The following is a 14,056-nucleotide window of genomic DNA, read 5'->3' as shown; positions in this document are numbered from 1 at the left end:
CTGTGAAACGTATGGACAAGGACAGGCGCCGCGCCGCCTCGAAGCGGCCTTCCCGGCGGCTCGTCGGCGGGTTGCGCACCCGGCTCGTCGTCACCTTCGTCGTCGTCGCCCTCATCAGTGCGGTGACCGCGACCGCCCTCGCCTACCGGGACGCCCGCACCGCCGTCCTCCAGCGCACCCAGAACTCCGCCGTGGACGACCTCCGGGAGCGGGTCACCGCGGTCGCCGCCGACTTCGACATACCGCCCGACCAGGGGTCGCTGTCCCGGTTCGCGGCGAAGGTCTCGGACGGCATCGGTGCCCGCATCGTGGTCGCCCGCTACCAGGGCCTCACCGCGGTCTCCGACCCGCTCGCCGAGACGGAGGGCCGGATCACCGTCGAGCTGCGCGCCGCCGTCATGACCGGCGACGACGCCAAGTTCCAGCGGGTGCGGTGGCGGGGCGAGCCCTATCTGGTCGTCGGCATGCCCGTGATGTACGCCGACGGCGACCGCCGCACCTCCGGTCTGGAGGTCTTCGCGATCACCGATCTGCGGGCCGAGCGCGACGACACCGCCGCCCTGCTGGACTCCGTACGGGCGGGCACCGTGCCGGTGGTGCTGCTGGCCGCCGTCCTGGCGCTGCTGGCCGCGGGGACGGTCCTTCGTCCGGTACGAAAGCTGAGCCGGGCCACCCGCGGGCTCGCGGCCGGAGACCTCGGCAGCCGGGTCGCCGTCACCGGGCACGACGAACTCGCCGACCTGGCACGGACGTTCAACGAGTCAGTCGACGCACTTCAGGCTTCCGACGCGGAACTGCGCGAGCAGGAGGCGAAGGCACGCCGCTTCGTGGCGGACGTGTCGCACGAACTGCGCACGCCCCTCGCGGCGATGACGATGGTGGCGACCGTCCTGGAGGAGGACGCCGACCAGCTGCCGCCGGACGCGGCGCGGGCGGCCCGTACCGTCGGCGCGGAGACGGCACGGCTGTCCCGGCTGGTCGAGGACCTGATGGAGATCTCCCGCTTCGACGCTGGGGCGGTGCGGCTGAACGCGGCCGAGACGGACCTCGCCGACACCGTACGGGCGTCGCTGGCGCTGCGCGGCTGGACGGACCGGGTGCGCACGCAGCTCCCCGAGGGCGTACGGGCGGTGGTCGACCGGCGCCGCATCGACGTGATCGTCGCGAACCTGGTGGGCAACGCGCTGCGGCACGGAGCCCCGCCGGTCACCGTGACCCTCGGGACGGACCTCGCGGCGGACGGGGAGTGGGTGACGCTGGAGGTCTCCGACCACGGCCCCGGGCTGCCGCCGGGGGCTCGGGACCGGGTCTTCGACCGGTTCTACAAGGCGGACGCGGCCCGCACGCGTGGCGCGGCCGACGACAGCGGACAGGGCAGCGGCCTCGGTACGGCGATCGCGCTGGAGAACGCGCGGCTGCACGGCGGCACGATCGACGTGACCGACGTGACCGACGTGACCGACGTGACCGACGTGACCGACGTGGCCGACGTGGCCGATGGACCGCAGCGCGGCGTGGTGTTCACGCTGCGGCTGCCCCTGCGACGTACAGGAGAGGACACGGAGTGAAGGTCCGGCAGGGGGGCGTGGCCGTCGCGCTGGGGTTGATCGCCCTCATGGGCTGCGGCGTCCAGCCGACCGGAGTGATAGGCGCGGGCGAGCCGGCGTCCGGGCTGACGCGCGGAATGCGGCTGTACTACGTATCCGCCGGCGGGCTGCGCGGAGTACTGCTCGACAGGGAGGTCACGGACCTCAACGGGGCGGTGAAACTGCTCGGCCAGGACCCGTCGCCCGCCCAGCGGCGCGACGGCCTGACCTCGCTCGTCCAGCTCGGCGGGTACGGGGTCACCGGGACGGGCACCCGGGTCACGGTGCGCATCGACGGCCCTTATACGGAAACGGGGCGCGACCTGGGCACGGGGCAGCTGGTGTGCACGCTGGCGCGCGCCCAGTCCGTACTCGACCCGAAGGTCAGGGCCGACGACGTCGAGGTCACCCTGCGGCCGTCCGAAGGCGCGGCGCTGGGCCCCTACCGGTGCGCGGAGTTCCTCAACAGGTGAGGCGGGGCGGGTGAGTTCGCGCCGGCGTTCCGGGTGAGCGGTCGCGCCGCCGCCCGCGCCGCGGGCTTGTCCCGCACTGCCCGTTTGTCCCGCGCCGCCCGCACTGCCCGCTCGTTCCGCGCCGCCCACTTGTCCCGCACCGTTCACTCGCCCCGCGCGCCGCCCGCGAGGGCCCCGGTCAGGTGGCGACGTAGGCCGCGAGGTGCTCGCCGGTGAGGGTGGAGCGGTCGGCGACGAGGTCGGCGGGTGTGCCCTCGAAGACGATCCGGCCGCCGTCGTGTCCGGCGCCGGGGCCGAGGTCGATGATCCAGTCGGCGTGCGCCATGACCGCTTGGTGGTGCTCGATGACGATGACCGACTTGCCGGAGTCGACGAGCCGGTCGAGCAGGCCGAGCAGATGCTCGACATCGGCGAGGTGGAGGCCGGTGGTCGGTTCGTCGAGGACGTAGACGCCGCCCTTCTCGGCCATGTGGGTGGCCAGCTTGAGCCGCTGCCGCTCGCCGCCGGACAGCGTCGTGAGCGGCTGGCCGAGGCTGAGGTAGCCGAGCCCGACGTCGGCGAGCCGGACGAGGACGCGGTGCGCGGCCGGCGTGTGCGCCTCGCCCGCGCCGAAGAACGCCTCGGCCTCGGTCACCGACATCGCGAGCACCTCGCTGATGTCGCGGCCGCCGAGGTGGTACTCCAGCACCGACGCCTGGAACCGCTTCCCCTCGCACTCCTCGCAGGTGGTGGCGACACCGGCCATCACCGCCAGGTCGGTGTAGATGACGCCGACGCCGTTGCAGGTGGGGCAGGCGCCCTCGGAGTTGGCGCTGAACAGGGCGGGCTTCACGCCGTTGGCCTTGGCGAACGCCTTGCGGATCGGGTCGAGCAGTCCGGTGTACGTCGCCGGGTTGCTCCGCCGCGAGCCGCGGATCGCGCCCTGGTCGACGGAGACCACACCCTCGCCGGCGGGGATCGACCCGTGCACGAGCGAGCTCTTGCCGGAACCGGCGACGCCGGTGACGACGGCAAGCACCCCGAGCGGGATGTCGACGTCGACGCCCTGCAGGTTGTGCGTCGTCGCGCCCCGGATCTCCAGAGTGCCGGTGGGCTTGCGCACCGTCTCCTTGAGGGCGGCCCGGTCGTCGAAATGGCGGCCCGTGAGGGTCCCGCCGGACCGCAGCCCCTCCACGGTGCCCTCGAAGCAGACGGTGCCGCCCGCCGTACCGGCGCCGGGGCCGAGGTCGACGACGTGGTCGGCGATCGCGATCGTCTCCGGCTTGTGCTCCACGACGAGCACCGTGTTGCCCTTGTCCCGCAGCCGTAGCAGCAGGTTGTTCATCCGCTGGATGTCATGCGGGTGCAGGCCGATGGTGGGCTCGTCGAAGACATAGGTGACATCGGTGAGCGAGGAGCCGAGGTGGCGGATCATCTTGACGCGCTGCGCCTCGCCGCCCGACAGCGTGCCCGACGGCCGGTCGAGCGAGAGGTAGCCGAGGCCGATCTCCACGAACGAGTCGAGGGTCTGGCGCAGCGCGGTGAGAAGCGGCGCCACCGACGGCTCGTCGAGGTCACGGACCCACTCGGCCAGGTCGCTGATCTGCATCGCGCAGGCGTCGGCGATGTTGATCTTCCTGATCTTCGACGACCGGGCCCCCTCGCTGAGCCGGGTTCCGTCGCAGTCGGGGCAGGTGGTGAAGGTGACCGCCCGCTCCACGAACGCCCGGATGTGCGGCTGCATCGCCTCCTTGTCCTTGGAGAGCATCGACTTCTGGATCTTGGGGATCAGCCCCTCGTAGGTGAGGTTGACGCCCTCGACCTTCACCTTGGTCGGCTCCCGGTAGAGGAAGTCCTGCATCTCCTTCTTGGTGAACTTGCGGATCGGCTTGTTCGGGTCGAGGAGGCCCGACTCGGCGTAGACCCGCACGGTCCAGAAGCTGTCGGACTTCCAGCCGGGGATGGTGAACGCGCCTTCGGCGATCGACTTGGAGTCGTCGTAGAGCTGGGTGAGGTCGATGTCGGAGACCGTGCCCCGGCCTTCGCAGCGCGTGCACATGCCGCCGGTGCGGGTGAAGGTCGCTTTCACCGCCTTCTTGGCACCGCGCTCGACGGTGATCGCACCGCTCGCCCGGACCGAGGGGACGTTGAAGGCGTACGCGCTGGGCGGGCCTATGTGCGGCTGCCCGAGCCGGCTGAAGAGGATGCGCAGCATCGCGTGGGCGTCGGTGGCGGTGCCGACCGTGGAGCGGGGGTCGGCACCCATCCGCTGCTGGTCGACGATGATCGCGGTCGTGAGCCCGTCGAGGACGTCGACCTCGGGCCGCGCCAGCGTCGGCATGAAGCCCTGCACGAAGGAGCTGTACGTCTCATTGATCAGCCGCTGCGACTCCGCGGCGATCGTGTCGAACACCAGTGAGCTCTTGCCCGAGCCGGAGACGCCGGTGAACACCGTCAGCCGACGCTTCGGGATCTCGATGCTGACGTCCTTGAGGTTGTTCTCGCGCGCGCCGTGCACGCGGATCAGATCGTGGCTGTTGGCAGCGTGCGGCGCAGGCGACTGCGTGTCCGCCCTCGTGGCCTTGCTCATCGTGTCTCCATCTGTCGGGCGGGGCCGCCTGCGCGGTCTTTTTCGGCGTCGCCTGGCCGTATCCGGCCGCCTTCGAGCGTAACGGCAGGTCCTCGTTGGTCGGCACGGTCGCGGCAAAGGGCCCGTGGGGCGGCCGGCCCCGGCCGACGTGGCGTGCCCGCCCACGTGGCGTGCCCGCCCACGTGGCGTGCCCGCCCGCGTGGCGTGCCCGCCCACCTGGTGCGCCCGGCCGACGCGTCGGACCGGCCGGTGGCCGTCGCGCGTCAGCGGCCGTCGGGCATCAGCTCGCGGTCGCGCGGGCCGCGCAGCGGACGCCCGCCCGCCGCCGACACGGCCCGGTCCCGGCGCCACCGGCGATTCACTCGGGACCGGACGCGGCTTCGCGGGCATCGTCGCCGGTACGGCCGGCGTGAACGCCGGCCCCGGCGGCCCCGGCGCAACACCCCCCCCGCGCCGCCCAGGAGCCGTAGCGCTTCCCGGCCACGGGGCGGGAGCCCACTCGGGTTGGAGGGGCGGGGGTCGGGGGCCGGGAACCCCGTCGCAGGTGGTTCCTACCGCTTGCGGGGCTGGGTGAAGCGGAGCATGTTGCCGGCCGGGTCGCGGAAGGCGCAGTCGCGGACGCCGTACGGCTGGTCGATCGGCTCTTGCAGCACCTCTCCGCCGCCCGCCCGGATGCGTTCGAAGGTGTCGTCGCAGTCGTCGGTGGAGAAGATCACGCCGCGGAGCATGCCCTTGGCCAGCAGCTCCGCCATCGCCTGCTTGTCCGCCGGCGAGGCATTGGGGTTGGCGAGCGGCGGTTCGAGGACGATCTCCACGTCCGCCTGAGCGGGTGAGCCGACGGTCACCCAGCGCATCCCCTCGAAGGCGACGTCGTTGCGCACCTCCAGGCCGAGGACGTCACGGTAGAAGGTGAGCGCCTTGTCATGGTCGTCGACTGCGATGAAGCACTGCGCGAGCTTGATGTTCATGCCTCGACGCTACGAGGCGGCGGCGGATCGCGCTTCTCCATTCCTGACCGGTCGCGTGAGGATCTTGGCGACGCACGCCGGGATCTCCGCGCCCGCCTCGTGGCGGCGGGCCCGGTAGGCGCTGGGGCTCTCGCCGACCAACTCGGTGAAGCGCGAGCTGAACGACCCGAGCGAGGTGCATCCGACCGCGAAGCAGACTTCCGTCACGCTCAGGTCGCCCCTGCGCAGCAGTGCTTTCGCCCGCTCGACGCGGCGGGTCATCAGATAGCTGTACGGCGTCTCACCGAAGGCGGCGCGGAAGCTGCGGGAGAAGTGTCCGGGTGACATGAGGGCGACACCGGCCAGCGCCGGAACGTCCAGCGGCTGCGCGTAGTCGCGGTCCATCACGTCCCGGGCGCGGCGCAGCCGTACCAGGTCCTCCAGTGTCATGCGCACCAGCATCGCACGACGACGGTGGCCCACCGGCCCACCGGCCCGCCGTGCACCGGTCTCGCCCGGCCCCCGCTGATTCCGTCCGCCCCCGCCCAGTCCCGCCCGGCCCCCACTGGTCCCGTTCGGCAGGCCAGAAAGGTAGGGAACGGACAGGATGGGGATGTAGTGGACCCGAGGAGATGTTCTATGGCCCAGCACCTGAGCCCCCCGGCCCCCACCCCCGGTGGGGACCGCTCCACGCGGTCGGTCATGGTGGCCATCGGTGCGCTGCTCCTCGGCATGCTGCTCGCCGCGCTCGACCAGACCATCGTCTCCACCGCGCTGCCGACCATCGTCAGCGACCTCGGCGGGCTGGAACATCTCTCCTGGGTGGTCACGGCCTATCTGCTGGCATCGACCGCCGCGACCCCGCTCTGGGGCAAGCTCGGCGACCAGTACGGGCGCAAGAAGCTCTTCCAGAGCGCCATCGTCATCTTCCTCATCGGCTCGGCGCTCTGCGGCATCGCCCAGAACATGCCGCAGCTCATCGGCTTCCGCGCCCTTCAGGGCCTCGGCGGCGGCGGCCTCATGGTGCTCTCGATGGCAATCGTCGGCGACCTCGTCGCGCCGCGCGAACGGGGCAAGTACCAGGGCCTGTTCGGTGCGGTCTTCGGTGCGGCGAGCGTCCTCGGACCGCTCCTCGGCGGTCTCTTCACCGAGCATCTCAGCTGGCGCTGGGTCTTCTACGTCAACCTGCCGGTCGGCGTCGTGGCGCTCCTCGTGATCGCCGCCGCGCTGCACATCCCGGTGCACCGCACGAAGCACACCATCGACTACCTCGGCACCTTCCTCATCGCCTCCGTCGCCACCTGCCTCGTCCTCGTCGCCTCGCTCGGCGGGACCACCTGGGCCTGGGGCTCGGCGCAGAGCATCGGTCTCGCCGTACTGAGCGTGCTGCTGCTGATCGCCTTCGTGCGGGTGGAGCGCCGCGCCGATGAGCCCGTCATTCCGCTGGAGCTGTTCCGGACGAGGACCTTCACCCTCGTCGCCGTCATCAGCTTCGTGGTGGGTTTCGCGATGTTCGGCGCGATGACCTATCTGCCGACCTTCCTGCAGGTGGTGCACCACATCACGCCGACGCTGTCCGGTGTGCACATGCTTCCGATGGTGGTCGGTCTGCTCCTCACCTCGACCCTGTCCGGGCAGATCGTCAGCCGCACCGGCCGCTGGAAGGTCTTCCCGATCGCGGGCACCGGCGTCACCACCATCGGCCTGCTGCTCCTGCACCGGCTCACGGAGACCAGCAGTACGGCGAAGATGAGCATCTACTTCTTCGTCTTCGGCGCCGGCCTCGGCCTGGTGATGCAGGTCCTGGTGCTGGTCGTGCAGAACGCCGTCACGTACGAGGATCTCGGCGTCGCCACGTCCGGAGCCACCTTCTTCCGCTCCATCGGCGCCTCGTTCGGTGTCGCCGTCTTCGGCACGATCTTCACCAACCGGCTCACCGACAAACTGACCGCGGCCCTGACCGGCCGCACCCTGCCGCCCCGGGTCAGCGCCCAGGGGCTGGCCGCCGACCCGCGGGCCATTGGCCAACTGCCGCCCGCGTTGCGGTCCCCGGTACTCCACGCGTACTCGACCTCGATCACCGATGTGTTCCTGTACGCGGCCCCCGTCGTCCTGGTCGCCTTCGCCTTCGCCTGGTTCCTCAAGGAGGACAGGCTGCGCGGCTCGGTGACCGCCCCGGAACCCACCGAGACCCTGGCGACGAACCCGGTCGAGCGGTCCTCGTACGACGAGTGCGCCCGAGCCCTCTCGGTGCTCGCCACCCGTGAGGGCCGCCGCGAGATCTACGAGAAGATCACCAAGAGGGCGGGGTACGACCTGCTGCCCGCGGCGAGCTGGATGCTGCTGCGGATACGGCGGCACGGCACGGTCGAACCCGCCATGCTCGCCGACGTCGCCCCGGTGCCGCTGCGGGTGATCACCGACGCGGCACGTCAGCTGGAGGAGCGCGGACTGGTCCGGCGCGAAGGGGTACAGCTGGTGCTCACCGAGGCCGGTGCGGAGGTGGTGGTGAAGCTGGCGGAGGCCCGTGAGCAGTCGATGGCGGAGCTGCTGGGCGACTGGTGGGGGCCGGAACGGCCGACCGATCTGGTCAGGCTCGTGGCGGAGCTGACCGCCGAGACGACCGGGTCGAGCAAGGAACGGCCGCGCGGCCCCGAGCCGAGGCGGAACCACGCGGCCGGACCCGCGTGAGCGTCCCGCGGACGGCTCGGCCTTTGGGCCCGCGTGAGCCGCCCTGCTGACGGCTTCGGAAGCTCCCTGGAGTTCCCGGGGCCCTGGATCCGCTGGAGTTCCGGGGGTTCCCGGGGTGCCTACAGCTCCTTCAGCTCCTTGGCGAACCAGTGTTCCGCGTACTGCCGCCGGTGGAACGCCGGGACCTCCCGGTAGCCGTGCTTGGCGTACAGCCCCCGTGCCTCGACCAGGTCGCTGCGGGTGTCGAGCCTGATGGTGCGTACGCCGACGGCGCGCGCCGCGCTCTCGACGGCCGCCAGCAGCAGCCCGCCGCCGCCCGTGCCGCGGTACTCCGGGCGCACGAACACCCGGGTCAGTTCCGCCAGCTCCGCGTCCACCAGCAGCAGCCCGGCGCAGGCCGCAGGCTTCCCCTCGAAGCGGCCGACGAGGAACCGGCCGGTGGGCGGGACGAGCCGGTCGGCACCGTCGTCGGTGAGCCCCTCGTCGATCTCCTCGGCGGTGGCCGGCCGCCCCCAGTAGCGACTGGCGACCTCGTCGTAGTAGTCGCGACGCAGCAGCGCCGCATCGGGGGAGTCGACGGGTTCGGGGGCCGCGGTCCAGGTCATGCCGTCATTCTGGCCTGAGCATGATCAGAAGCGCGAACGGTTTGTCCGCAGGCGGCGCTCCACGCCGGATTCACTCCGCACGCAAGCGTTCGGATTGCCGGGCGGGACGGCCACCGCGTTCATGCCAGCCGCCACCGCGCTCACCCCAGCGGCCACCGTGCTCACCCCAGCGGCGGCGGAACCATGACCGGCGGCGGAGGCACCACCGGCCGGCGCCGCCGGATCCGCAGCACCAGGAGCGCCGCAGCCGCCGCCGACAGCGCGGCCCCGAGCAGCGACAGCAGCCAGACGGGGACGCCGCCCGCGGTCAGCAACCGGTCCGTGTACACCACGGTCCGGTACGGGTTGTCCGTGTCGGCCGCGCGCAGTTCGTGATCGCCGTCGATCCGCTCGGGCCGCGGGAACGACTGCTCGATCGCGGTGACGAACACCGGCTCACCGCCCGTCATCGCCGCCAGCGCCCCGGTGTCCTCCCGTACCGAACCGGGGTCGATCCTGCCCGCGTACGTCACCTGCGGCGCCTCGCCGCCGATCGCGCCGCGCGGCTCCATCCGGTGCGCCGCCAGGACGTACAGGCCGAGCTGCTGAGGCGTCGAGGCGAGCTTCGACAGCCGCATCGGGTAGACCGGCCGGTCACTGGCGAAGCGCAGCCGCAGCGGATCGAGGTCGCCGCCGAGCGGGCTGTTCCCGTCCTTGGGGGCGAGACGGATCGCGACGTACTCCCACTTCCGGTCGGCATAGGGCTTCAACGCCGTCGCCAGCCGGTCGGGCAGCTCGAAGCCGTTGTCCGCCAGCCAGGTCTGCAGCGCCTCGGGGTCGGTCGCGGCCAGCCGCGCCACATCGAAGGGGCCGAGCCGCTCCCGGCCCACCACCCGGACCGGCGGGGCGCCGGCCGAAGGAGCGCCTACCCCGTCCGCGCTGCTGCCCGAACCGGCGAACGGCCAGTCGTCGGAGCGCGGCCAGAAATAGTGCCTGGTCGCCTGCACCGGCGCAGTGAGTGCGGCCAGTTCGGAGAAGAGCGACGGATCGCCGAGCTCCACGCTCGCCCGGTGCGGCACCGGCATGACCCAGGCCGCCTCGGGGGCGTCCCCGCGGACCGTGAGCCGCATGACGATCTGCTCGGTACGGCCGTCCCAGTCCACCACGGAGGTCTCCCGGTCGACCGATACCCGGGTCGCCCCGCTCGGGACCATCGCCCCGCAGCCGCAGGCGTACGCCGGGCTGATCAACGAACCGAGCTGAAGCGACACCAGCGTCAGTGCCAGTGCCAGCGCCCGCACCAGCCACGCGCGCCCCTCGGCCCGCGCACTCCGTTTCCTCCCTGCGCCCCGCATGTCCCGTCTTCCTCCCCCGTGATCGACGAACACGGGAGAGGACGTGGGCACCACCGATCCGGTTCCGGTGCCGGTCCGCCGCCCGTCCGGCCCGGTACCGGGCCCCGGGCCGAACGGCTTTTCGGTCATTCTTTCGGAAAAAAGGAGGATGACAGTCAGGCGAAGTGGGGGTTGATTGTGTCTACCTCATAGCGCAATGCGAAGGTTTCACAGCACGCCCAGGTCGAGGGACGGGCACAGAAACGGCGGGAGGGTCGGCGCAGCGTGGCGAATGCGGAGCACAGTGTGCGCGGGGACGCGGCGACAGGGGCGAGGACCGGGGCTGCCCGGGCTCTGCTCTGGCTGGTTGTGGCCGCACTGGCCGTACGGCAGATGGCGGTGGTTCTGCGGCAGCCACCGGGAGAACGGCTCATCGATCTGGAGACCTGGATCGGTGAGAACGGTGTCCTGCATGTGACGGGCTCGCTGTACGACAGCGACCGCTTCACCGGAACCCCGTTCGCCGGGTTGGTGCTGAAGCCACTGGCCCGGACCGCGGAACAGAGCCTGGGCGTCGCCTGGACCTTCGGATCGCTGCTGCTCGTCGCCGCCCTGGGCGTCGTCGCCGCCCGCGCGCTGCCGGGCCCCGTCAGCCGCCGCACCGCACTGCTGGCCGCCCCTGTCGCGATCAGCCTGCTGATGCTGTCCCTGCCGGTCCGCAACGCGTTCTACCTGGGGCAGACCAGCATCCTGCCGGTCCTGCTGGTGCTGCTGGCCTGCTTCGCCGTCCGCGGGGAACGCGCCTCGGGCCTCCTGATCGGGCTCGCGGCCGCGCTCCAGCCGGCGGTGCTGCTCTTCGCGGTCCTGCTCTGGCTCACCGGCCGCCGGCAGACCGCGGCGACCGGCGGTGCCGCGTTCATCGCCTGCACCGCACTGGCCTGGGCCGCGCTGCCGAGCGACTCGTGGACCTACTGGGTGCACCATGTCGCGGGCGCCGGGCTCGGTGACAACCCGGACAGCCTGGCCAACCAGTCCCTGCACGGTGCGCTGCTCCGCCTCGGCCTGGAGGGCCCGCTCGAAAGAGCGCTGTTCGTGGTGCTGGCGGCCGGTGTCTGCTACCTCGGACTGCGCCGCGCCGTGCGGTACGCGCGCGACGGGCAGCTGCTGCTCGCCGTAGCCGTGACCGGCTGCGTCGCCGTCGCCGTCTCGCCGACCGCCTGGCAGCACCAGCTGCTGTGGGTGCTGCTCGCCGTGGTCGGCCGGGTCGGCAAGCGGGCCTCCGACCGGATGGTGTGGCCGGCGGTCGTGGTGCTCGTGATCACGCTGCCGGGGAAGATGCTGCTGCCGAACATGGCGGTGGTCTTCCCGCTGCGCGACAACGTCCTGCTGATCGCTGCGCTCGGCGCGGCCTGCGCCGCACCGTTCCTGCCGCGCACCTCGCCGTACTGGCAGCAGCCGATCCCCACGGACTACGCGACCCCGGTCCCGGCCCGCTGGAGCCGCGTCCCCCTGCTGCCGTTCTGGCGGCGGGTGCTCAGCCGTCCCAACCTGCTGCTGGAACTGCTCCTGATCCGGGTCGTGTACTCCGCGTACGCACACGTCAGGCTCGCGGCGACGGCGGGCCGTGCCACCGCCGAACACCACGGCCGCCAGATCCACTCCCTCGAACAGTGGTTGCACATCGACATCGAGCACTGGGTCAACCACGCGGTCGTCGGGGTCGGCTGGTTGAGGGAGTTCTTCGACTACTACTACTCGACGTTCCACTTCATCGTGCCGCTGGCGATCCTCGGCGTGCTGTACGTGCGGCGCCCCGCGGACTACCGCTGGGTCCGCAGTTCCATCGGCTTCGCCACGCTCCTCGCGCTGGTCGGCTTCTGGCTCTACCCGCTGGCCCCGCCCCGGCTGATGCCGGGGCTCGGATTCATCGACACGGTCCATGGCGTCCAGGACTTCGCCAAGCCGGACTACGGAACGCTGACCTCGATGACCAACCAGTACGCGGCGATGCCTTCGCTGCACTTCGGCTGGTCGCTCTGGTGCGGTGTGGTCATCGTCATGCTGGCCCCGAAGCTGTGGATGAAGGCGCTGGGGCTGCTGCACCCGCTGTTCACGGTCTCCGCGATCATCGCCACGGCGAATCACTGGGTGCTGGACGCGGTGGGCGGCGCGGCCGTCGTGGCGCTCGGCTTCGGGCTGACCTACGTACTGGCGGGGCCCCGGAAGCTGCGGGTGCCGGCGGTGCCGGCGGCGGCGAGACCGCAGGATGACCTGCCGGTTCCGGTGCCGGTGCCGAGAACGACCGGCGACGCGGTGGGCAGCAGATCGGGCAGCGTGTAGGAGCGGGTGCGTCGGCGCACTCGTCGGCGGGGGCGACCGGGGCGGGCGTCCGACCGGGGCGGGCGTCCGACCGGGGTGTGACGGCCGATGGGGGAGAGCGCTCCACGCGGGGCAGCGGCCACGTGGGCGTGGCACCGCGGGCCCGGCGGCCTCGGCACCGCTTTCGCACCTGCGCGGGGTCACGGCTCCGGTGCGGCCTGCGGCGACCGGCCGGTGCCCTGCCACGCCGCCGTCACACGCTCCTCGGCGACGTCCAGGGCGCGGCGCACCGCCCCCGTGGCGACCGCCCGCTCGCCCAGGGCCGAGGCGCTCACGGTCACCGGGACCAGCGTGTGCGTGCGCAGATGGCGGCGTACCGGGTCGAGCAGGGTGTCCCCGGCACGTGACACTCCGCCGCCGATGACGACCCGGCCCGGATCGAGCACCAGCAGCAGCGCCGCGAGGCCGCGGGCGAAACGGGCGGCGACCCGCTCCACCATCTCGACCGCCGTGCGGTCGCCCGCCTCCGCAGCGGCGAACAGCGGCGCGATGTCGGGGGCCTCGCCGACCGGGGCGCCGGACTCCAGGGCCAGCCGGTGAATGGCCTCGGCGCCGACGAGCTGCTCGAACGGGCCCATGCCGTCGGCCGGGCGCGGACCTGCGGGCGCGTCGGGACTGCCCGCCAGGTCGATGAAGCCGAGCTCTCCCGCAGCGGCCGAATGGCCCCGGTAGGGCCTGCCGTCGATGACGATGCCGGTGCCGATGCGCCGGCCCCACTGGACGAAGACGAGGCAGTCCGAGCCGGTGCCGGAGGCGGTGCCCGCCCCGACGGCCGCGCCGCGCCAACGCTCCGCCAGAACGGCGAGATTGACGTCGTTGTCGATGGTCACCGGGCAGTGCAGCCAGTTGCGCAGCAGGGACACGGCGGGCAGTCCGGCCCAGTCGGGAATGCTGGGGGCGAGCAGGACCTCGCCGCGTTCGCGGTCGACGATGCCGGGGGTCCCCGTACTCACGGCCCACAGCCGTGACAGCGGCACATCCGCCCCGGCCGCCGCCGTGGTCAGGGCGGACCGCACCACGGCGAAGAGCTCGGGCCCGGCCACGCCCGCGTTCACCGCCGCCCGGTGCGAGGCCAGGACCTCGCCCGCGAGATCCGCGATCATCACGTGCACGTGGTGCGGGCCGATGTCCACCCCGGCGACGTACCCGGACTCGGCACGGAACCTGGCGTACTGGGCGGGGCGGCCCAGTTGCTGCGGCCCGGCGCCCGCGGTGGATTCCACCAGGCCGCACTCCCTCAGCTCGGTCAGGGCCCGTGTGACCGCGGGGCGGGACAGCCCGGTGCGTGCCGCGAGGTCGGTGACGCGGGCGGTGCGGGTCCCGCCGTCACGCAGTGCGGCAAGAACCGCGGCGACGTTCATACGGCGCAGGACATGTGGACCGGTGGCCGCCGTATCCCGGACTGCCATGTGTCTCAACTCCCTTGGCCGACCGCGCTGTCGGCACTGTACCCAGCACATCCGCGGCCCCGGCCGTCCGCCCTGTTGACGGCG

At 72.2% G+C, this 14,056-nt stretch carries 10 protein-coding genes; 4 read left to right on the top strand and 6 right to left on the bottom strand.

Features of this window, described 5'->3' with window-relative positions:
- The first annotated feature begins 11 nt into the window (after window positions 1-11).
- Window positions 12-1,568, top strand: a complete 1,557-nt coding sequence (locus ACIOMQ_RS12575) for an ATP-binding protein (RefSeq protein ID WP_402189097.1) — start codon at window positions 12-14, stop codon at window positions 1,566-1,568.
- Complete coding sequence (locus ACIOMQ_RS12570) at window positions 1,565-2,059, top strand: hypothetical protein (RefSeq protein WP_362194642.1); 495 nt, start codon at window positions 1,565-1,567, stop codon at window positions 2,057-2,059. Before ACIOMQ_RS12575 ends, ACIOMQ_RS12570 begins: the two co-directional genes overlap by 4 nt.
- A gap of 178 nt (window positions 2,060-2,237) precedes the next feature.
- Here ACIOMQ_RS12570 and ACIOMQ_RS12565 read toward each other — a convergent pair whose 3' ends face one another.
- From ACIOMQ_RS12565 to ACIOMQ_RS12555, 3 genes are all read right to left on the bottom strand, one after another.
- Window positions 2,238-4,628: an ATP-binding cassette domain-containing protein gene (locus ACIOMQ_RS12565; protein ID WP_402188915.1), complete on the bottom strand. Its 2,391-nt coding sequence runs from the start codon at window positions 4,626-4,628 to the stop codon at window positions 2,238-2,240.
- A 551-nt stretch (window positions 4,629-5,179) separates the two neighbouring features.
- On the bottom strand, window positions 5,180-5,596 hold the full coding sequence (locus ACIOMQ_RS12560; protein WP_362194648.1) for a VOC family protein: 417 nt from the start codon (window positions 5,594-5,596) through the stop codon (window positions 5,180-5,182).
- A gap of 9 nt (window positions 5,597-5,605) precedes the next feature.
- Window positions 5,606-6,025, bottom strand: coding sequence for a helix-turn-helix transcriptional regulator (locus ACIOMQ_RS12555; RefSeq protein WP_362194651.1), 420 nt, complete (start codon window positions 6,023-6,025; stop codon window positions 5,606-5,608).
- Window positions 6,026-6,214: 189 nt separating this feature from the next.
- On the opposite strand from ACIOMQ_RS12555, the gene ACIOMQ_RS12550 reads away from it, so the two are divergent.
- Window positions 6,215-8,266, top strand: coding sequence for an MFS transporter (locus ACIOMQ_RS12550; protein WP_401263906.1), 2,052 nt, complete (start codon window positions 6,215-6,217; stop codon window positions 8,264-8,266).
- A gap of 119 nt (window positions 8,267-8,385) precedes the next feature.
- On the opposite strand, the gene ACIOMQ_RS12545 is transcribed toward ACIOMQ_RS12550, so the two are convergent.
- Together ACIOMQ_RS12545 and ACIOMQ_RS12540 are read right to left on the bottom strand one after the other, a co-directional pair.
- Window positions 8,386-8,871, bottom strand: coding sequence for a GNAT family N-acetyltransferase (locus tag ACIOMQ_RS12545; RefSeq protein ID WP_362194657.1), 486 nt, complete (start codon window positions 8,869-8,871; stop codon window positions 8,386-8,388).
- Between the two features lie 161 nt (window positions 8,872-9,032).
- Window positions 9,033-10,205, bottom strand: a complete 1,173-nt coding sequence (locus ACIOMQ_RS12540) for a DUF2330 domain-containing protein (RefSeq protein ID WP_362194660.1) — start codon at window positions 10,203-10,205, stop codon at window positions 9,033-9,035.
- Window positions 10,206-10,538: 333 nt separating this feature from the next.
- Here ACIOMQ_RS12540 and ACIOMQ_RS12535 point away from each other — a divergent pair, with 333 nt between their 5' ends.
- The gene (locus tag ACIOMQ_RS12535) at window positions 10,539-12,524 is read left to right on the top strand and encodes a bifunctional glycosyltransferase 87/phosphatase PAP2 family protein (RefSeq protein WP_402189095.1); all 1,986 of its coding nucleotides are present in this window, start codon (window positions 10,539-10,541) and stop codon (window positions 12,522-12,524) included.
- Between the two features lie 179 nt (window positions 12,525-12,703).
- Here the strand turns inward: ACIOMQ_RS12535 and ACIOMQ_RS12530 are convergent, their stop codons facing one another.
- The gene (locus ACIOMQ_RS12530; protein WP_402188912.1) at window positions 12,704-13,972 is read right to left on the bottom strand and encodes an ROK family transcriptional regulator; all 1,269 of its coding nucleotides are present in this window, start codon (window positions 13,970-13,972) and stop codon (window positions 12,704-12,706) included.
- Window positions 13,973-14,056 lie beyond the last annotated feature (84 nt).

It is taken from the genome of Streptomyces sp. NPDC087845, from assembly GCF_044742755.1.
Lineage (GTDB): Bacteria > Actinomycetota > Actinomycetes > Streptomycetales > Streptomycetaceae > Streptomyces.
The sequence above is the reverse complement of the archived record's forward strand: the minus strand, read 5'-3'. Positions and strand labels throughout refer to the sequence as shown.